Source organism: Tistrella mobilis (genome assembly GCF_041468085.1).
Taxonomy (GTDB): domain Bacteria; phylum Pseudomonadota; class Alphaproteobacteria; order Tistrellales; family Tistrellaceae; genus Tistrella; species Tistrella mobilis_A.
Map to the genome: position 1 here is coordinate 4,514,795 of NZ_CP121017.1, position 18,176 is coordinate 4,532,970.

An 18,176-nucleotide genomic window follows, 5' to 3' on the forward strand; every position below is an offset into this window, starting at 1 on the left:
CCATCCCGACGCACCGCCCCCGGAAGCCGCCCCATGCCCACACCCGTGCGTTCACCGAAGACCTTTCCGCTCTGCCATCACGACGGCGCCCTGGTGCCCTGGGAAACCGCGACCCTGCATGCCGCCAGCCTTGCGCTGCGCTATGCGGTCTCGGTCTTCGAGGGCATCCGCATCTACCGCACGGCCGATGGCCGCGGGCTGAAGGTGCTGGAACTGCACCCCCATCTCGACCGGCTGGCAGCTTCGGCAGGCATGATGTGGCTGCCGGACCCCGGGATCGACCGCATCCCCGACATCATCGCCGAACTGGTGGCCCGCAACGGCGTCACCGACGACGCCTATATCCGCCCGTCGATCTCGGCCGGCAATCCGGGGGAGCTTGGCCAGGCGGCCCAGCCGCTGCTGACCGTCACCATCACCGCCCAGGGACGCAAGACCTGGCTGGCCGACGACAGGCGGATGAAGGTGAAGCTCTCTGCCTGGCAACGCGCCCATGATCTGGCCTTCCCGTCGGCGGCGAAGAACATCTCCAACTATGCCGGCGCGCGCATCGCGATGCTGGAGGCGAAGTCCCAGGGTTTCGACAATGTCGTACTCGCCAATGCCGACGGCTATCTCTCCGAGGCGCCGACCGCGATCCTGTTCCTGGTGAAGAACGGCCGGCTGATGACACCGGCGCTGTCGGAAGGCGTGCTGCCCAGCATCACCCGGGCGCTGACCCTCGACATCGCCACGGAACTTGGCATTCCCACGGCCGAAACCCGGCTGACCCGCGCCGATGCCTGGACGGCGGATGAGGCCTTCCTTTGCGGCACCGGGCTTGAATATGCGCTGATCGGCCAGATCGACGGCCACAAGCTGAAGCGGGCCGATGCGGCCCCGATCTCACAGCAGATCATCACGCGCTATTTCGAACGCGCGCGCGACATCCGGGCCGGGGCGGGCGATCTGATCCTGCCGCTTCCCGATACAGCCGCCGTCGCCTGACCGCCGCACTTCCCCGTCCGGGACATATCCCCGAAGAAGGGTCCAGAGCCATGATCGACTGGCATGCCGCCGCCACCGTCCTCGCCGGGCTGACCGCCGAGGGGGCCGGCCTCGCCCGGCGCGTCTCCGCCGCCGTTGCGGCAGCCCCCCGTTTCCAGAACAAGGCCTTCGACCTGGCCCCGGCACCGCTGATGGTGCGCGCCGACCGGGTAGAGGCCCATGCCCGCGACCTTGAAGCCTATGTGGCGCTGCTGGAATCGGCGGTCGAAGCCTATCGCGCCGACCCGGAGGTCCGGGCCTATATCGCCCTCGACCCTGCCGAAGAAGCGGCATCGCTTGCCGCTCATGGGCTGCCCTCCAGCGTTCGCGTCTGCCGGATCGATGGCTATCCCGCCCTGCCGGACGGCCGGGTGGTGGTGCTGGAGAACAATGCCGACAGCCCGGCCGGCACCATGTTCACCGGCCGGATCAATGCCGTGGTCGATGATCTGATCGAAGCACCACTCGCCGCTGCCGGGCTCGGCATCTGCAAGCTGCCGCTCGACAAGGGTGCCCCCCTGCTCGAACGCTTCCTGGAAGACTACAGGCTCTGGGGCGGCACCAATCCGGATCCGGTGCTGGCCGTGCTGCAGGAAGACGGCAAAGCCAATGTCGAATCGGTCGAAATGGCCGCCGCCTATACCGCACTCGGCACCCGCACCCTGGTGGTCGACCCGCGTGCCGTCGAGTTTCGCGACGGTGGCGCCTGGACGGACGACACCCGCATCGATCTTTGCTGGAACAAGATCAACACCGTCTACTGGCGCCGGCTGACCGCGGACCATCCCGATCTGCTGCCGCGCTGGGTGGCGGCGATCGAGGCGCGCGCCATCCTGCACCTCAACCCCTTCCCGGCCCGCTATGTGGCCGAGAGCAAGCGCACCCTGGCGCTGGTGCGCGAGCCGCGCTTCGCCCATCACTTCACCGAAGATGAACGTGCACTGGCCGAGCGCCTGCTGCCCTGGGCATCGAAACTGGAGCCGGGCAAACAGGTCCTGTTCGACGGCGCCGCCCGCGACCTGCGCGACCTGCTGATGGAACGCCCGCAAGACTGGGTGCTGAAAGAGCCCTACGACATCCGTGGCGACGGCGTCACCATCGGTCGCGACACCGATCACGCCACCTGGATCGCGAAGATCGAACAGGGTTTCGCCGAGGGCAATATCGCCCAGCGCTATGTGCCGCCGCTCACCTATCCGATCCTCACCGATCCGGCGAGCGGTGACTGCGTGCCGATGAAGGTCAGCCTGGATACCTTCGTCTTCGGTGGCCGTTTCATCGGCTTCGGCGCCAAGGCGAGCAACAACGAACGGGTCAACGTCTTCCAAGGCGGGCGCAAACTCGCCGTCCGGGTGGCGGAGCCGCGCCGGGCCGCCGGCCTCGCCTCAGACGCCGCCTGATCCCTGTCCCCTGACCCGACGACAATGGAAGAACCATCCCCATGACCGACCAGAGCCCCGCCGCCACCGCCGACACCCTGCCGCTCGACGATGCCGGTGTCCTTGCCGTGCTCTCGCGCGCCTCGACCGCCGCGGTTTCCGACGTGCTCGACATGCTTGGCTACAACAACGGCCTCCTCGGCATTCGGCCGCTGAAGCCCGGCCATCGGGTCTGCGGCCCGGCCTTCACCGTCGCCTTCGAACCGGTGGCCCCGGGCGAGCCGGCCCCAGCCGCCGATTACATCGAACAGGTGCCGCCGGGCCATGTGGTGGCCCTGGCCAATGACGGCCGCACCTGGTGCACGGTCTGGGGTGACATCCTGTCGGCACTGGCGCAGAGCCGCGGCATCGCCGGCACGGTGATCGACGGCGCCTGCCGCGATGCCACCGAGATCATGGCCCTCGACTATCCGATGTTCTCGCTGACCGCCTATATGAAGTCGGGCAAGAACCGGGTGCGCATGGTGGCGGTCCAGGTGCCGGTCACGATGGGGGGCACGCGCGTGGAACCGGGCGACTGGCTGGTCGGCGACGATTCGGGCGTGGTGGCGGTGCCCGCAGCGCGTCGCGCCGAAGTCGCCGGACTGGTGCGCGAGGTGGAAGCGATGGAAGCCCGGGTGATCGCGGATGTCCGCGCCGGCATCCCCCTGGCCGAGGCACGCCGCCGGCACGGCTATAACCGCTTCGCCCTGAAGGTCGACCCCAGGCCCTGACGGATCAGGGCGGGCGAGCCTGCCCCACTTCGCACGGTTTCTGCCGGTCCCGATTGACTTTCCCTCCCCGGCTGTCGCCATGATGTACGCACCTGATCATGGCGGTGGACGACGGAGACGGATGGGAGAGCGGGACATACGCGACGGCCTGCGCAACGCCCGGGTGGCGATGGAGGCCGAACTCTCCAGGCGCGCCGCAATCGCCACCTTCCCGGGGGCAGCTGCGGCCGCCGCCCTGATGTGGCCCTATGTCGATCATCTCTGGACGATCGGCTGGGTGGTCCTCATGTGGGCAATTTCGGCGATCCGGATCCCGAGTGCCGTCCTCGTCCTGCGCGCGGCCGAAGCCGACGCGGTGACTGAAGCGCAGCGGATCATGATCGCCGGCGGTATCGCCGTGGCGTCCTTCGGCTGGGGGCTTGGCGTTGCGATCGGTCTCACGCTCGACAACCCGGGCGCCACGATGATCGCCATATCGGTCCTGCTGGCGATCTCGTCGGTCGGCATCGCCTATGTGATGGACCGGGCGATGCTGCTCGCCTTCATGGTCCCGCTGGCCATTCCACCCATCGCCCTCCTGCTTGTCCGTCACGAGGGGCAGGATGTGTCGGTAGCGATCTGCTATATTCTTTACCTCATTGTTTTCGGCAACTTCGCCGGCCGCCACCACCGCTGGATCGCCGATATGCTGCGGCTCAATATCGAGAACCGGCAGCTGCTGGACCGGCAGGCCCGCGATGCCGGGCGGATCCGCGCCCTGGTCGATGAATTGACGGTCACCAATGCCCGGCTGGAACGCTCGTTGCACGATGCCCAGGCGGCCAACGACGCCAAGAGCCGCTTCCTCGCCCAGGTCAGCCACGAGTTGCGCACGCCGCTGAACGCGATCCTCGGCTATTCCGAAATCATCCGCGACCAGTTGTTCGGGTCGGATGCCGCCACCTTCCGCCGCTACTCCGAACAGGCCGGCTATATCCACCAGTCCGGGCAGATGCTGAAGGCGCTGATCGAGGATCTGCTCGATGTCGCCCGGATCGAAAGCGGCCGCACGGATGTCGAGATCAGCACCGTCGATCTTGCCCGCGCGATTGAAGGGGCACTCACCGCCATCCGCCCCCAGGCTGCCGCCAAACGCCAGTCCCTGCTGGTCGATCTGCCCCCGGGCCTGCCGGCGGTGGCGGCCGACCACCGTGCTCTTGGCCAGATCCTGAACAACCTCCTCGGCAATGCGGTGAAGTTTACGCCCGAGGACGGTCATATTGCCGTCGCCGCCCGCAGGACCTCCGAACCGGGCCGGCAGATGATCGCGATCACCGTCAGCGATGACGGCATCGGCATTCCGCCCGAGGCGATCGACCGGGTGTTCGAACCCTTCGAGCGGGGCGGCAACGTCGTCCGGCGAAGCATCGAGGGCACCGGTCTCGGGCTCGCAATCAGCCGGCGTCTGGCCGAGGCCATGGACGGCAGCGTGACGATCGAGCGTCAGCGTCGTGTCGGCACCGCGATCACGCTCAGGCTGCCGGTCGCCTGAGCCTGTTTCTCCATATGGCCCGCACCACATCCCCCTGCAGTTGAAACCATGCCACATGGATGCCAGGCCTGCCCGCGCACAGGCTCTTGATCTTTCATGCAAGCATCACAAATCACTGATACCATAAGATCGCGAGGCGGGCGTCCTCCACGCCCGCCCGGTTCAGGGGAGACGGAGCCTGTGGGCCTATCCGCGAGCACCTGTCCGGCGCTGGTATTGAACGCCGACTACCGACCACTCAGCTACTTTCCGCTGTCCCTGTGGTCGTGGCAGGACGCGATCAAGGCAGTATTCCTCGATCGCGTGAACATCCTTTCCGAATACGACTCCGTGGTGCACAGCCCACGCCTGGAGATGCGCTTGCCCAGCGTCATCTCGCTGCGCAGCTATGTGCCGGTGAACCGTCGCCCGGCCTTCACCCGTTTCAACGTCTTCCTGCGCGACCGTTTCCGCTGCCAGTATTGCGGCCGGCGTTTCGCCACGGAAGAGCTGACCTTCGACCATGTGGTCCCCCGCGCCCGAGGCGGCACCACGACCTGGCAGAATGTCGTCACCGCCTGCACGGCGTGCAACACCGCCAAGGGTGCCCGAACGCCCGAGCAGTGCGGTCTGACCCTCAGGTCGGTGCCCAAAGCCCCGGACCTGACCGAACTCCAGGAAGCCGGGCGCCACTTTCCGCCCGGCAATTTGCATCCAAGCTGGCGCGACTACCTGAACTTTGCCGGGCTCCCCGACATCCGCTCCGAGGAGGATGCGATGGATGGGGCACTTGCCGCACAGACCACCCTGCGCGCCATCCAGAGCGAGGCCCAGGGCCGCGCCTTCCCTCCCGACATGACCGAGGGAGAGTATTGGGGGGTCCAGCTGGAGGACGATTGATCGCCCGTTGCGTTCATGCCCGTGATCCGCGAGGATCAGCGCCCTGAAACTGGTGTCAAACGGGGTGAGGCATCATGAACGGGCATGAAGGCGGCACGGATGCCGGCATGGTCGGCGGGCTTGGGCTCTCGGCGCGGATGACCGCGATGCCCACCAACAAGATCGCCGACATCGCCGATCTGGCGCGCGAAGATCCGGCGGTGATCCGACTCTGGATCGGCGAGGGCGATCTGCCGACGCCGGATTTCATTCGCACGGCCGCCGAGCAGGCGATGCAGGCCGGCCAGACCCGCTACACCTATGCCCACGGCCTGCCCGCATTGCGGCAGGCTCTTGCCGACTATCACACCCGTCATTGGCGTGTGGCCGTCGATCCCGGGCGGTTCAGCGTCACCGCCGGCGGTGTCCAGGCGATGATGCAGGCCTTCCAGGCCATCCTGGAGCCAGGCGACGAAGTGATCGCCCCGGTGCCGACCTGGCCCAATCTGGCCGAAATCGTGCGCATCAATCACGGTCGGCTGGTACCGGTGCCCTTCCGGGTGAGTGATGGCCGCTTTTCGCTCGACCTCGATGACCTGCTGGCGGCGATCGGACCGCGGACCAGGGCGATCGCGATCAACTCCCCCTCCAACCCCACCGGCTGGATGATGCCGAAGGTACAGATGGCAGAGTTGGTGCGGATTGCCCGCGACCGGGGGCTCTGGATCCTGTCGGACGAGGTCTACGGCCTGTTCGTCGATGGCGGCCGCCCCGCCCCGTCCTTCCTTGAGGTCGCCGAACCGACCGACCGGCTGCTGATCACCAACACCTTCTCCAAGAACTGGTGCATGACCGGCTGGCGCGCCGGCTGGGTGATCTTCCCCGAGGGGATGTCCCGCATCTTCGAGAACCTCTCCCAGTACAACACCACCGGCGTCGCCACGTTCATCCAGCATGCCGCCATCGCAGCCCTGAACGAGGGCGACCCGGGGATAAGGGCACTGGTCACCCGCACCATGACTGCCCGGGACGTGCTGCTCGACGCCCTTGCCGCCATTCCCGAAGTGACCGTGGTGAAGCCGGATGGCGGCTTCTACCTGTTCTTCGGCGTGCGCGGCATGAACGACGCCTTCTCGACCGCCGTGCGCATCCTGCGAGAAGCCGGGGTCGGCCTTGCCCCCGGCTCCGCCTTCGGCCCCGGCGGCGATGGTTATCTGCGCCTGTGCTTCGCCATCGACCCGACGCTCGCCGCCGAGGCGGCCCGGAGGCTCGACGCCTTCTTTGCCGGCACCCGGGAGGGCTAACCCCGGCGACAGTCCCGGATGGCGTCGGCGATCCTCCGGGCCGCCGCCTCGGGGTCGGGCTGGCCGCAGATCGCCGAGACCACCGCCAGTCCCTCGGCGCCAGACGCCAGCACCGGCGCCACATGATCAGCCTTCAGCCCGCCGATCGCCACCGCCGGCACGGGCGACAGCGCCACCAGCCGGGCAAGGCCGTCGAAACCGGTCGGCGGCTCATGATCCGGCTTGGTCTGGGTCGCGAAGACGGGGCCCGCCCCCACATAGTCGACCACCGCCGGATCGACCGCCCGCACCACCGCCTCGGTCTCGACCGACAGGCCCAGGATCATCCGGGGCCCGATCCGGCGACGGGCCTCTGCCGCGGGCATGTCGCCCTGGCCGACATGCACTCCATGGGCACCGATCGCGACCGCAGCCTCGACGTCGTCATTCACGATCAGCGGTACGCCGGTGCCTTCCAGCACCGACATGAGCGCCCGGCCGGTCTCGATCAGCCCGGCCGTACCGGCTGTCTTGTCGCGCAGTTGAACGATCGTGGCCCCACCGGCAACGGCGGCGCGGGTGGTCTCCACCATCGACCGCACGCGGCAGAGATCGGGGTCGAGAACAAGATAGAGCGAGAGATCGAAACGCTTCATGCCGGCCGGATCCTTTCTCCCGCCTCGAGCGCCCGTGCTTCAAGACCATGCAGCGCATCCAGGAAGCGCATGGCGAAGGAGCCCGGGCCCTCTGCCCCCCGTTCCGCCGCCTCCCCTGCCGCCGCAAAGGTGGCGAGCGCTGCGACCGTCGCCTCGAACGGAGCATCGGCCGCCACCGCCGTGAAGGCGCCGACCAGACAGGTGAGCGAGCAGCCAAGCGCCGTCACCTTCGGCATCAGCGCCGACCCGCCCGAGATTCGGACCGCTTGTGCACCGTCGGTCACGAAATCGACCGGACCGGTCACCGCCACCACCGTTGCATGGCGTTGTGCCAGCCGCCGCGCGGCCTCTTCCGCCTGTTCCACCGGATCGCCTGCGTCGGCGCCCTGTCCGGCACTGGTGCCGCCATCGAGCGCGATGATCTCAGAGGCGTTGCCACGCACCACCGTCGGGCCGAGCGCCAGCAGCTCCGCCGCCACCCGCCGCCGGTAGCCGGTCGCGAAATGGGCGACGGGGTCCAGCACCCAGGGCCGTCCGGCCGCTGTCGCGCCCGCAATCGCCGCCTTCATGCCGCCGACCCAGCCGGGTGAGAGCGTACCGATATTGACGGTCAATGCGCCGGCGAGGCCTGCGAACTCACCCGCCTCTTCCTCGGCATGGACCATGGCCGGCGAGGCGCCGGCGGCGAGCAGCACATTGGCTGCCACGTTCATCGCGACGTAGTTGGTGATGCAATGTACCAGCGGAGCGCTCCGCTGCATGCGGGCGTGGAGTTCAGCGGCACCGGCGGTTCTTTGCGGGGTCATTCCGGTTCCTCCCTCTCGATCTTGATCGATCCGGCGCGGACCGGCAGAGAGAGGGAGAGGCTCAGAAACGCCGTCTCCCCTGCGCCGCAGGGGTTGCAGGAGCCGGCCATCCGCACCATCCCTCCGCCAGTATGAACTGGATCAGGTTCGTCGGGTCCCTGCGCTGCCTTGCGGCCCTGCAGAATCTCAGCCCCTTGTCGGGACACCCCTGGTGAGGTCTTCAGACTGCGCGCCGCCCGGGCACGGTGTCAACGTCGATCAGATCCGGGTCGACAGCCAGATCGCCATTCTGGAGCCCGCGCCGATCAGCGCCTTCATCGCCTTGTAGCCGGTCGCCTGTTCGGCGCCATGGGCGAGGCCCGTGTCTCGATGCTCCAGCTCTTCGGCCCGGAAACGTTCGATGGTATCGCGCAAAGGAGCCTCGTCGGGTCCCAGTGCCGCCGATTGGGCGCGGTAGTGGCGGTCGATCTCTTCCTCGACCGCAACCGTGCAGGCCATCGCCGCCCGCGGTCCCATGGCCGCGGTCACCGCCCCCAGTGCAAAACCCGCGGCATGCCAGACCGGCGACAGCAGGGTCGGCCGCACCCGGCGTTCCACCATCATCCGGTTGAAGGTCTCCAGATGGACCCGTTCCTGGTCGGCCATATGGCGGATGGTGGCGCCATGCGGACCCTTGCCCATCACCGCCAGCTGGCCGGCATAGATCCGGGCGGCACCGTATTCCCCCGCCTGATCGACCCGGATCATCCGTTCGACCAGGGTGCGGGCATCGGGATCGCCGGGCAGGACACGCGCGGCTGTGGGGCGGTCATTGCTGAGGCGGGGCTGGTCGGTCATCTGCAGGCGGTCTCCGGTCGGGGATCGTCCGGTGAGGGAGCGTCCGGTCGGCTTGTCAGCCATGCCTGAAGATACGCCGCGCGCCGCCCGCGGCAATACCCGCCAGCAGAACCGACAGCAGCGCATTCCATCCGGCCATGCTGATCCCCAGCAGCGACCAGGCGATATCGGTGCAGGCGGCACGTGGTGCGCCGGCGATGGCAGCCCGCAGGGACGCCAGGTCCTGGGCGCCGGCGGCCGTGCTCATCGAGCAGGCGGCGCTCGCCTCCACCCAGCCCTGCTCGACGCCAACATGATAAAGACCGATACCGCCGGTCATCAGCAGCAGCACCGTGATCAGCAGCAGCCCCCAGCCCTGCACCCGCCGCGAAGGCCCAAGCGCCGTCAGCGCGCCCGCAGCCACCGCCACGCCCAGATGCGGCCAACGCTGCTGCAGGCAGAGCACGCAGGGCTCCAGCCCGCCCAGGAACTGGAAGCTGAGGGCACCCCCCAGCAGGGCAAGGCTGGCCGCCCCCAGGAAAGGCAGCAGCGGATCGATCCCGCGGGCACGCAGGCGTGCCGCCATCAGATCGACGGGCTTGGTGAGCAGGGACATGGAGCGGGTTCTCTCCGGCATCTCGGACGGCGACACGGGCAGCCGGGCGGGCCATCCTGCGGCAAGGCCTGCGACCGTTCCGTGACGTGTGTCACGGCGGCTCGACGGATGCCGCGAGTGTGGCTAGGATCAACCGGACAAGCAAGTCGCACTCCGCACACTCCGGACAAGGGGTTCGTGCGGCCCCTGCGATGCCTCGTCTCGCCAGCGGAGATCCGTGCATCATGGCCCGCAGCACCCGGACCGCCGTGTCCGCCTGTCCCGTCACTGCCCCGGCCTTCATACAGAATATCTACCTGGGGTTGATGAGACTGGTGGAACTGCGACGATGGGCCGCCGCCACCATCGTCGCCGGCCTGCTCTCCGCCTCCGGCCAGGCAGCCGCCCAGGAAGAGGCGATGCGCTTCTTCCGCATCGGCACGGGATCGACCGGCGGTACCTATTTCCCGATCGGCGGCATCATCGCCAATGCGGTCAGCAATCCGCCCGGCTCCCGCCCCTGCGAGGATGGCGGCGCCTGCGGCATTCCGAACCTGGTCGCCGTGGCGGTCACCACCCGCGGGTCCGTCGACAATCTCAACCTGCTGAACGACGGCCAGGTCGACAGCGGCCTCTCGCAGGCCGACATCGCCGTGCTCGCCCAGACCGACCGTGGCGCCGAAATCGGTGCGCCCTCCATGCCGGATCTGCGGGCCATCGCCAGCCTCTATCCGGAAAGCCTGCATGTGGTGGCGCGGACGGGTGCCGGTATCACCGATCTGAAGGATCTCGTCGGCAAGCGGGTATCACTCGATCGAACCGGCTCCGGCACCCTGGTCGATGCCCGGCTGGTGCTGGCCGCAGCGGGCATTCCGCTCAACAGGATCAAGGTGGAGAACCTCGATCCCGAAGTGGCGGTCGATCATCTCCGCGACGGTTCGCTCGACGCCATGTTCTTCATGGGCGGCTATCCGGCCGTCTCAATCGGAGCCGCCATCCGCGACGGGGTCGCCAGCCTGGTGCCCCTCGCGCCCGAGCTGCGCAGCGCCCTGGTCGAGAAACACCCCTTCTTCGTCGAAGACGTGATCCCCCGCGATGCCTATGATCTGGCCGCTCCCGTGGGCACGGTCAGCGTCCGCGCACTCTGGGTCGTGCGCGAAGGTCTGGATGCAGAGCTGGTGTACGGCCTGACCCGTGCACTGTGGAGCACGCCGACCCGCGGCCTGCTGGATGCCGGCCATGCCAAAGGCCGGCTGATCCGGCCCGAAACTGCGACATTGGGCATCGGCATCCCGCTTCATCCCGGCGCCGAGCGTTTCTATGCCGAATGGCGGGCTGCCCGCGACAAGGCCGCAGCCGACGGCAAACCGGGAGAGGCCGGCACGGCCCCCGATGCCCCGGCCGGCAGCCCGCCTGAGGCAGCACCGCTCGACGATCTGGGAAGCGAACCCGCCGCCACGCCGGCAGCCCCGGCAATGCCCGACGCGCCGGTGCCTGAAGCCAAGCCCGGCACGCCCGCCAGCTGAGCCGCATCACGAGACGGTACCGGATGATGGTCCCCCGGGCTTGACGGCGGCGCCCCGGGCGCTGACCTTGTCGATTGGCGCGATTTTCCGCGCCCATCGATCGAGGAGCCCCGCACGTCCATGGCCGAGATCCCGAGCCTGTCGCGTGACCGCGACGCCGTCGCCCTGCCGCTGACCCTGGTAACCGAGCGCGATTTCGCCGCCTGGCGCGATGCTGCCGAGCCCCGGATCGCGGCTTGGCTTTCGGCCCAGGGCTTCAAGCCGCGGCCAGGCGCCCATGCGCTGCTGCCCGACGCCGAGGGCGGCATCGTCGGCGCCGTGATGGTGACCGCAGCGGAACCGGGCCCCTGGGCGATCGGCGACCTGTCGCAGAAACTGCCCGAGGGCCGCTGGCGGCTGGATCCGGAGCCGGCCGATCCCATGCTGGCAACACAGCTCGCAATGGGCTGGGCGCTGGGTGCCTATCGCTTCGACCGCTATCTCGGTCGCAGCGAGGATCGCCGCGCGCCGGCCACTCTGGTGGTGCCGGCCGCTGCCGATCAGACGCGGCTTGCCGCCCTGGTCCAGGCGATTTCCCATGGCCGCGACCTGATCAACACGCCGGCCGAAGACATGGGCCCGCACGAGCTGGCCCTCGCCGCCCGTCGCATCGCCGAGAATGCCGGCGGCCGCTATGACGAGATCGTCGGCGACAATCTGGTCCAGCGGAACTTCCCGGCGATCCATGCCGTCGGCCGGGCCAGCACCCGGCCGCCGCGGCTGATCGATTTCAGCTGGGGCGACGAAAGCCACCCCAAGGTCACCCTGGTCGGCAAAGGGGTCTGCTTCGACAGCGGCGGGCTCGACATCAAGCCGGCCTCGGCCATGCGGCTGATGAAGAAGGATATGGGCGGTGCGGCCCATGTGCTGGCGCTGGCGCGGATGATCATCGACACCAACCTGCCGGTGCGACTGAGAGTGCTGATCCCGACGGTCGACAACGTCATTGCGGGCGATGCCTTCCGTCCCGGCGACGTGCTCAAGACCCGCGCCGGCATCTCGGTCGAGGTCGGCGACACCGATGCCGAGGGACGGCTGATCCTGGCCGATGCCCTGGCCGAGGCTGCGCGTGACATGCCCGAACTGCTGATCGACGTCGCCACCCTGACCGGCGCCGCACGGGTCGCGGTCGGCACCGAGATTGCGGCCTTCTTCGCCGAAGACGACGCCCTTGCCGCGGCCTTCGAAAGCGCCGCCCGTGCCGAGGACGACCCGGTCTGGCGGCTGCCGCTGCATCGCGCCTATCGCCATATGCTCGACAGCAAGATCGCCGATATCTGCAATGTCAGCGGCGGCGGCTTCGCCGGGGCAACCACGGCTGCCCTGTTCCTGGATGCCTTCGCCGGCGAGGCCCGCAAGGGCTGGCTGCATCTGGATCTGATGGCCTGGAACACCCGCACCCGCCCCGGTCGGCCGGAAGGTGGGGAGATCATGGGCGTGCGGGCGCTCTACCGGATGATCGCCGACCGCTGGGCGCCTTCGGCCTGACATCCGGGTCCCGCCCGATCATCAACCGCAAAGCGGAATTTGCCCAATCTTCGCAAGGCGCCCTGCGCCGGTTCTGGCAGACTTCGATCTGCAAGAAGAACCAGCGCAGGGAGACGCCCCCCGATGTCACGCATAGCCCTTACCCGGCGCGGCTTCGCCGCACCGCTTGCAGCACTCGCCGCCCTGGCGGCCATCGCCGCCACGCCGGTCATCGCCGCCGAGATGCCCCGCCCGAACGCCGCCCAGGGCGATGGCGGGGTCTCGGCGTTCTACGACTGGACCGGCAGCATCCCGGATCAGGCCGGCCTGCTGCTCCGCACCGAGCCACTGCCCGCAAAACTGGGGTTGCCCGGGGCCGGACGGCAGATGCGCATTCTCTACACTTCGACCGACGGGGTGTCGGGCACGGGGCCGGTGGTGGTCTCCGGCGCTTTGTTCGTGCCCAAGGGGCGCCCGCCGGCCGGCGGCTGGCCGCTGCTCGCCTGGGCGCATGGGACGGTCGGCATGGCCGATGCCTGTGCACCGTCCTGGACCGGACGGTCCAAACGCGACATCGACTATCTGGGCCGCTGGCTGCGCGAGGGTTTTGCGATCGTCGCCACCGACTATCAGGGCCTGGGCGTCGCCGGCCCGCACCCCTATCTCGCCACCCGGCCCGAAGCATACAGCACGCTCGATTCGGTCCGCGCCGTGCAGTCGGGCCAGAAGGAACTGGGCGTCGCCCTGGCCGACCGGGTGGTGCTGATCGGCCAGTCCCAGGGCGGCGGCGCCGCCTTTGCGACCGCGGCCTTCGCCCCCGACTACGCCCCCGATATCGACATCCGCGGCACGGTCTCGACCGGCATTCCCTATCTCACGCCCCAGCTGATGACCGCGGTCGCCAAGGCCAATCCCGACAAGGTCGACCCGACCATCGCCTATCTGCTCTACATCGGTCTTCTCGCCGAACAGGCGCCGACGAAGGCCGACGTCGGCCAGATGTTCACGCCCAAGGCGATGCCGGTACTGAACCAGGCCCGCACCGGCTGCGTGATGCCGATCTTTCAGGCCGTCACCGATGCCGGACTTACCCGCGGCAACGCCATGACCCCCAAAGCCATCGAGGTGATCACCGGGCTTGCGCCGTCACTCGCCTATCCCACCGTCAAGCTGGCCCATCCATTGTTCGTCGGCACAGGCGCCGAGGATCATGACGTGCCGCCGGCCATGCAGAAGGCGGTGGTCGATGCCGCCTGCGCCGCCGGCACAGTGGTCCAGGCCCATGTCTATCCGGGTCTCGATCATTCGGGCGCGGTCAACGGCTCACTCAAGGACAGCGTGCCCTTCGTGCGCAAGGTGATGGCGGGCCAGCCCGTCAGCTCGACCTGCGGCGCATCCTGACCGGCGCATCCGCCACCTCATCCCGCAGCTCCGTCGCCGCCCGTGCCGCCGCATCCGCGGTGGCACGGTCCGGATGGATCTCGGCATGCTCTGCCTCAAGCAGGGCCCGCTTCACCCGCTCTCCCCAGCGATAGCCGGCGAAGCCGCCCTGTTCGGGCAGCACCCGATGGCAGGGGACCAGCAGGGAGATCTTGTTGGTGGCGCAGGCCCGACCCACCGCCCGGGCCGCCCCGGGATTGCCCAATGCCCGGGCCAAAGCCCCATAGGTGGTGACGGTGCCGGCCGGCAACCGGCGCAGCGCCTCCCAGACCCTGAGCGTGAAGGCGCCCGCCCGCAGATCCAGCGGCAGACCGTGATCATCCAGCCGGGCGGCATCACGGGTCAGCCCGTCCAGAACCACCTCGGCGGCACGTCCGATCAGTGGATGGTCAACGGCTGCCTCTACCCGCTCCGCCGCGGGAAAGTCGACGGCAAGCCCCCGGAGCAGGGCCGCATCATCGGGATCGATCGCAATCATCGCGATCCCGCGATCGGTGGCTGCAATCAGCAGCCGGCCATGGGGGCAGTCGAAGATCCGCCACGACACCACTTCGCCGGCCCCGCCGGCCGCAAAGCGTCCGGGCGCCATGCCCAGCCCCGCGGCGCCGCCGTCATAGACCCTGGCGGGGCCGCCGAAGCCGGCGGTATAGACCGCCTCGGTGACACTCTCTCCCGCTTTCAGCGCGGCACGGAAACGGCGACGCTTCAGCCCGCGCAGCATCTCGGCCGGCGCCACCCCCAGCACGCGGCCGAAGGCACGCGCCAGCCGCCGGGTCTCGACCCCCAGCAGGCTGGCGAGTTCGGTCGCCCCCGGCACCTCTTCACGCCGGTCGATGGCGCCCATGGCGGAGAGAACCAGCTTCTGTTCAGGCCCCAGCGCCTGCGCCTGGGGCGCACAGCGCTTGCAGGCCCGAAAGCCGGCCGCCTCGGCGGCATGGGCATCGGGATAGAAGCGGACATTCTCGCGATTGGGCAGCCGCGCCGGGCAACCGGGCCGGCAGTAGATACCGGTGGTGATCACCCCCAGCCGGAAGGCATCGGCAAAGCGGCGGTCGCGATCGGCGACGATCCGCCAGAGCCGGTCGTCGCCGGCCTGATCGCCGGCAAGCGCCAGCACGTCGGCCGGGGCGGAGAAGTTGACGGGCGCACAAGAATCGATGGGCTCCGAGGCCATGGGTCAGGTTTCCTCCCGGCAGATCAAGGGGATCGATTGCCTTCATCCTGCACCCACGGCCCGCGCTGCACCATCCGCGACCGGACAGGGATATCGTGTGAACGGAAGGAAGGAGCTTCAGGGCAGACCGTCAGGGAAGGCCGCGCGGATCAGCGCCCGGGTATAGTCGGTCTTGGGCGAGGCCATCACCGCCGCCGCCTCGCCCTGCTCCATCACCCGGCCCTGGCGCAGCACGATCAGCTTGTGGGCCAGCGCCCGCACCACCGCCAGATCATGGGAAATCAGCACATAGGCCAGTTGCCGCCGCCGCTGCAGCCCCCGCAGCAGCTCGACGATCTGGGCCTGGATCGAGACATCCAGCGCCGAGGTCGGCTCGTCGAGCACGATCAGCTCCGGCTCCAGGATCAGCGCCCGGGCAATGGCGATGCGCTGGCGCTGCCCGCCCGAGAATTCATGGGGGAAGCGATCCTGCATCGCCGCATCCAGCCCCACCTCGACCAGTGCCGCGCCGATCCGGTCCCGCCGCGCCGCCCGATCAGCGATGGGCGCATGCACATCCAGCCCTTCTGCCACGATGTCGCCCACGGTCATGCGCGGGCTCAGCGCCCCGAACGGGTCCTGAAACACGATCTGGAAGCGGTTGCGCAGCGGGCGGAGGTGCTTTTGATCCAGTTTCGCAAGGTCGGTGCCGGCGAAGTCGACCATCCCTTCGGCGGCGGTCAGCCGCACGAGAGCTGCGGCGACGGAACTCTTGCCCGAGCCGCTCTCCCCCACCAGCCCCAGCGTCTCGCCGGGACGGAGGGTGAAATTCACCCCCACCGCCGCCTCGACATGAGAGACGACCCGGCGCAGCAGCCCGCCCTTCACCGGATAGCGCACCGCCAGATCCCGCACGGTCAGCAGCGGCTCGGCGTGGGCCGGCACCGGATCGGGCAGACCGCGCGGCCGCGAGGCGATCAGCATGCGGGTATAGTCGTTGCGCGGCGCCCGGAAGATCTCGTCTGCCGGGCCCGCCTCCATCATCTCGCCACGGCGCATCACCACCATCCGATCGGCCGTGCGCCGGACGATGGCAAGGTCGTGGGTGATCAGGATCAGCGCCATGCCGCGCTCGCGCCGGATGCGGGCGAGCAGGCCCAGAATCTCTTCCTGAACCGTGACGTCGAGTGCCGTGGTCGGCTCGTCTGCGATCAGGATCTCAGGCTCGTTGGCCAGCGCCATGGCGATCATCACCCGCTGGCGCTGGCCGCCCGACAGCTCGTGCGGAAAGGACCGCCGGATACGCGCCGTGGACCCGGCCGCATCGACCAGTGCCACCTCGCGCAGCAGCGCATCGATCCGGGCCGCTGCCGCGGCCCCCTGCAGGCCGCGATGCAGGCCAAGCGTCTCTGCAATCTGCCGCTCCACCCGGTGCAACGGATTGAGCGCGGTCATCGGCTCCTGGAAGATCATCGCGATGCGATTGCCGCGCACCTGGCGCAACGCCCGCTCGGAGGCCCCGACGAGTTCCTGGTCACCAAGCCGGGCGCTGCCGCGGACATCCACATCGGCGCCCCGCGGCAACAACCCCAGAATGCCGAGCGCCGTCACCGATTTGCCGGAGCCGCTTTCGCCCACGATCGCCAGCGTCTCGCCGGCCCCCACCGTGAACGACACCCCCGCCACGGCCTTCGTCTCGCCCGCCTCGTGCCGGAAGGTGACCGACAGATCGCGAACGGTGAGGACCGGGGGAACTGCCTGACGGGCGCCGTTCACGAGAACACCTTGCGCGGATCGAAGGCGTCGCGGATCGCTTCGCCGATGAAGATCAGCAGCGACAGCATCACCGCCAGCGTGACGAAGCCCGAAATTCCGAGCCAGGGAGCCTGAAGATTGTTCTTGCCCTGATTGAGCAGTTCGCCCAGCGAGGGCGAACCGGCCGGCAGGCCCAGCCCCAGGAAATCGAGCGAGGTGAGCGCGGTGATCCCGCCCGACAGGATGAAAGGCAGGAAAGTGAGGGTCGAGACCATGGCATTGGGCAGGATGTGACGGCGCATGATGCCGAGATCGCCCACCCCCATGGCCCGGGCGGCGCGCACATAGTCGAAATTGCGGGTGCGCAGGAATTCCGCCCGCACCAATCCGACCAGCCCGGTCCATGAGAACAGGGTGAGCAACCCCAGCAGCAGCCAGACCGTCGGCTCGAACAGGGCCGAGAGGATCAGCAGCACATAAAGCTGCGGCAACCCTGCCCAGATCTCGATCAGCCGCTGAAAGATCAGATCGGTCACCCCACCGAAATAGCCCTGGATCGCGCCCGCGATCACCCCGATCACCGAGCTTGCGAGGGTGAGCCCCAGCCCGAACAGCACCGAAAGCCGGAAGCCGTAGATCAGCCGGGCGAGCACGTCGCGGCCCTGATCATCGGTCCCCAGCCAGTTCTCGGCCGAAGGTGGTGCCGGGGCCGGTCGGTCAAGGTTGAAGTTGATCGTGTCGTAGGAGAAGCGGATCGGTGGCCAGATCGCCCAGCCCGCAGCGTCGATCGCCTCTTGCGTGATCTGGTCGCGATAATTGGCCGGCGTCGGCAGGAAGCCGCCGAATTCGGTGTCGGGATAGTCGAACAGCACCGGGACATAGAGACGCCCCTGATACGAGACCAGGATGGGCCGGTCATTGGCGACGAACTCCGCCCCCAGCGAGACCAGGAACAGGACCAGGAAGATCCAGAACGACCAGAAGCCCCGGCGATTGCGGCGGAAGTTGCGCAGCCGCCGGCGGTTGAGTGGCCCGGGCTTGCGAAAGCCGAGGCGTGCAGCGATGCCCATGGC

The 18,176-nt window shown here is 68.6% G+C and carries 15 protein-coding genes, 1 pseudogene and 1 riboswitch; of the genes and pseudogenes, 9 read left to right on the forward strand and 7 right to left on the reverse strand.

Annotated features, from left to right (window positions below):
- Nucleotides 1–33 precede the first annotated feature (33 nt).
- The 6 genes and pseudogenes from P7L68_RS25950 (at nucleotide 34) to P7L68_RS25975 (ending at nucleotide 6,871) form a co-directional block, all read left to right on the forward strand.
- Complete coding sequence (locus P7L68_RS25950; protein ID WP_372002686.1) at nucleotides 34–987, forward strand: aminotransferase class IV; 954 nt, start codon at nucleotides 34–36, stop codon at nucleotides 985–987.
- Between the two features lie 50 nt (nucleotides 988–1,037).
- Nucleotides 1,038–2,426 (forward strand): hypothetical protein, encoded by a 1,389-nt coding sequence (locus P7L68_RS25955; protein ID WP_372002687.1) that lies wholly within the window; start codon nucleotides 1,038–1,040, stop codon nucleotides 2,424–2,426.
- Nucleotides 2,427–2,467: 41 nt separating this feature from the next.
- On the forward strand, nucleotides 2,468–3,178 hold the full coding sequence (locus P7L68_RS25960) for an RraA family protein (protein ID WP_372002688.1): 711 nt from the start codon (nucleotides 2,468–2,470) through the stop codon (nucleotides 3,176–3,178).
- A gap of 121 nt (nucleotides 3,179–3,299) precedes the next feature.
- On the forward strand, nucleotides 3,300–4,709 hold the full coding sequence (locus P7L68_RS25965; protein ID WP_372002689.1) for a sensor histidine kinase: 1,410 nt from the start codon (nucleotides 3,300–3,302) through the stop codon (nucleotides 4,707–4,709).
- Between the two features lie 96 nt (nucleotides 4,710–4,805).
- A pseudogene (locus tag P7L68_RS25970) lies at nucleotides 4,806–5,423 on the forward strand (HNH endonuclease); the annotation flags it as partial.
- 239 nt (nucleotides 5,424–5,662) lie between these two features.
- Nucleotides 5,663–6,871 (forward strand): pyridoxal phosphate-dependent aminotransferase, encoded by a 1,209-nt coding sequence (locus tag P7L68_RS25975; RefSeq protein ID WP_372002690.1) that lies wholly within the window; start codon nucleotides 5,663–5,665, stop codon nucleotides 6,869–6,871.
- Here P7L68_RS25975 and thiE read toward each other — a convergent pair.
- From thiE to P7L68_RS25995, 4 genes are all read right to left on the reverse strand, one after another.
- Nucleotides 6,868–7,506 carry a thiamine phosphate synthase gene (thiE, locus tag P7L68_RS25980; RefSeq protein WP_372002691.1) on the reverse strand — a complete coding sequence of 213 codons (639 nt, stop codon included), beginning with the start codon at nucleotides 7,504–7,506 and terminating at the stop codon, nucleotides 6,868–6,870. The genes P7L68_RS25975 and thiE overlap by 4 nt on opposite strands.
- Nucleotides 7,503–8,312, reverse strand: a complete 810-nt coding sequence (thiM, locus tag P7L68_RS25985) for a hydroxyethylthiazole kinase (RefSeq protein WP_372002692.1) — start codon at nucleotides 8,310–8,312, stop codon at nucleotides 7,503–7,505. Before thiM ends, thiE begins: the two co-directional genes overlap by 4 nt.
- A gap of 100 nt (nucleotides 8,313–8,412) precedes the next feature.
- Nucleotides 8,413–8,532: riboswitch (TPP riboswitch) on the reverse strand.
- A 38-nt stretch (nucleotides 8,533–8,570) separates the two neighbouring features.
- The gene (locus tag P7L68_RS25990; protein ID WP_372002693.1) at nucleotides 8,571–9,149 is read right to left on the reverse strand and encodes a demethoxyubiquinone hydroxylase family protein; all 579 of its coding nucleotides are present in this window, start codon (nucleotides 9,147–9,149) and stop codon (nucleotides 8,571–8,573) included.
- A 55-nt stretch (nucleotides 9,150–9,204) separates the two neighbouring features.
- Entirely contained in the window at nucleotides 9,205–9,744 is a 540-nt protein-coding gene (locus P7L68_RS25995) for a disulfide bond formation protein B (protein ID WP_372002694.1), read from the reverse strand.
- A gap of 224 nt (nucleotides 9,745–9,968) precedes the next feature.
- On the opposite strand from P7L68_RS25995, the gene P7L68_RS26000 reads away from it, so the two are divergent.
- The 3 genes from P7L68_RS26000 to P7L68_RS26010 all read left to right on the forward strand — a co-directional run bounded on the left by P7L68_RS26000 (nucleotide 9,969) and on the right by P7L68_RS26010 (nucleotide 14,156).
- The gene (locus P7L68_RS26000) at nucleotides 9,969–11,249 is read left to right on the forward strand and encodes a TAXI family TRAP transporter solute-binding subunit (protein WP_372002695.1); all 1,281 of its coding nucleotides are present in this window, start codon (nucleotides 9,969–9,971) and stop codon (nucleotides 11,247–11,249) included.
- A 120-nt stretch (nucleotides 11,250–11,369) separates the two neighbouring features.
- Nucleotides 11,370–12,776, forward strand: coding sequence for a M17 family metallopeptidase (locus P7L68_RS26005; RefSeq protein WP_372002696.1), 1,407 nt, complete (start codon nucleotides 11,370–11,372; stop codon nucleotides 12,774–12,776).
- A gap of 123 nt (nucleotides 12,777–12,899) precedes the next feature.
- Nucleotides 12,900–14,156: a lipase family protein gene (locus P7L68_RS26010; RefSeq protein WP_372002697.1), complete on the forward strand. Its 1,257-nt coding sequence runs from the start codon at nucleotides 12,900–12,902 to the stop codon at nucleotides 14,154–14,156.
- On the opposite strand, the gene P7L68_RS26015 is transcribed toward P7L68_RS26010, so the two are convergent.
- The 3 genes from P7L68_RS26015 to P7L68_RS26025 all read right to left on the reverse strand — a co-directional run bounded on the left by P7L68_RS26015 (nucleotide 14,131) and on the right by P7L68_RS26025 (nucleotide 18,173).
- A complete protein-coding gene (locus P7L68_RS26015) occupies nucleotides 14,131–15,369 on the reverse strand; it encodes a bifunctional transcriptional activator/DNA repair enzyme AdaA (protein ID WP_372002698.1) in 1,239 nt (412 codons plus the stop codon). The two genes, P7L68_RS26010 and P7L68_RS26015, sit on opposite strands and share 26 nt — an antisense overlap.
- Nucleotides 15,370–15,486: 117 nt before the next feature.
- The gene (locus P7L68_RS26020; protein ID WP_372002699.1) at nucleotides 15,487–17,124 is read right to left on the reverse strand and encodes an ABC transporter ATP-binding protein; all 1,638 of its coding nucleotides are present in this window, start codon (nucleotides 17,122–17,124) and stop codon (nucleotides 15,487–15,489) included.
- Nucleotides 17,121–18,173, reverse strand: a complete 1,053-nt coding sequence (locus tag P7L68_RS26025) for an ABC transporter permease (protein ID WP_372002700.1) — start codon at nucleotides 18,171–18,173, stop codon at nucleotides 17,121–17,123. The genes P7L68_RS26020 and P7L68_RS26025 overlap by 4 nt, the downstream gene beginning before the upstream one ends.
- Nucleotides 18,174–18,176: the final 3 nt, after the last annotated feature.

What these genes read in the sequence shown, in the direction of transcription:
- P7L68_RS25950 (WP_372002686.1), top strand. Translation starts at nt 34, where the DNA reads ATGCCCACACCCGTGCGTTCACCGAAGACCTTTCCGCTCTGCCATCAC.
- P7L68_RS25955 (WP_372002687.1), top strand. Translation starts at nt 1,038, where the DNA reads ATGATCGACTGGCATGCCGCCGCCACCGTCCTCGCCGGGCTGACCGCC.
- P7L68_RS25960 (WP_372002688.1), top strand. Translation starts at nt 2,468, where the DNA reads ATGACCGACCAGAGCCCCGCCGCCACCGCCGACACCCTGCCGCTCGAC.
- P7L68_RS25965 (WP_372002689.1), top strand. Translation starts at nt 3,300, where the DNA reads ATGGGAGAGCGGGACATACGCGACGGCCTGCGCAACGCCCGGGTGGCG.
- P7L68_RS25975 (WP_372002690.1), top strand. Translation starts at nt 5,663, where the DNA reads ATGAACGGGCATGAAGGCGGCACGGATGCCGGCATGGTCGGCGGGCTT.
- thiE (WP_372002691.1), bottom strand. Translation starts at nt 7,506, where the DNA reads ATGAAGCGTTTCGATCTCTCGCTCTATCTTGTTCTCGACCCCGATCTC.
- thiM (WP_372002692.1), bottom strand. Translation starts at nt 8,312, where the DNA reads ATGACCCCGCAAAGAACCGCCGGTGCCGCTGAACTCCACGCCCGCATG.
- P7L68_RS25990 (WP_372002693.1), bottom strand. Translation starts at nt 9,149, where the DNA reads ATGACCGACCAGCCCCGCCTCAGCAATGACCGCCCCACAGCCGCGCGT.
- P7L68_RS25995 (WP_372002694.1), bottom strand. Translation starts at nt 9,744, where the DNA reads ATGTCCCTGCTCACCAAGCCCGTCGATCTGATGGCGGCACGCCTGCGT.
- P7L68_RS26000 (WP_372002695.1), top strand. Translation starts at nt 9,969, where the DNA reads ATGGCCCGCAGCACCCGGACCGCCGTGTCCGCCTGTCCCGTCACTGCC.
- P7L68_RS26005 (WP_372002696.1), top strand. Translation starts at nt 11,370, where the DNA reads ATGGCCGAGATCCCGAGCCTGTCGCGTGACCGCGACGCCGTCGCCCTG.
- P7L68_RS26010 (WP_372002697.1), top strand. Translation starts at nt 12,900, where the DNA reads ATGTCACGCATAGCCCTTACCCGGCGCGGCTTCGCCGCACCGCTTGCA.
- P7L68_RS26015 (WP_372002698.1), bottom strand. Translation starts at nt 15,369, where the DNA reads ATGGCCTCGGAGCCCATCGATTCTTGTGCGCCCGTCAACTTCTCCGCC.
- P7L68_RS26025 (WP_372002700.1), bottom strand. Translation starts at nt 18,173, where the DNA reads ATGGGCATCGCTGCACGCCTCGGCTTTCGCAAGCCCGGGCCACTCAAC.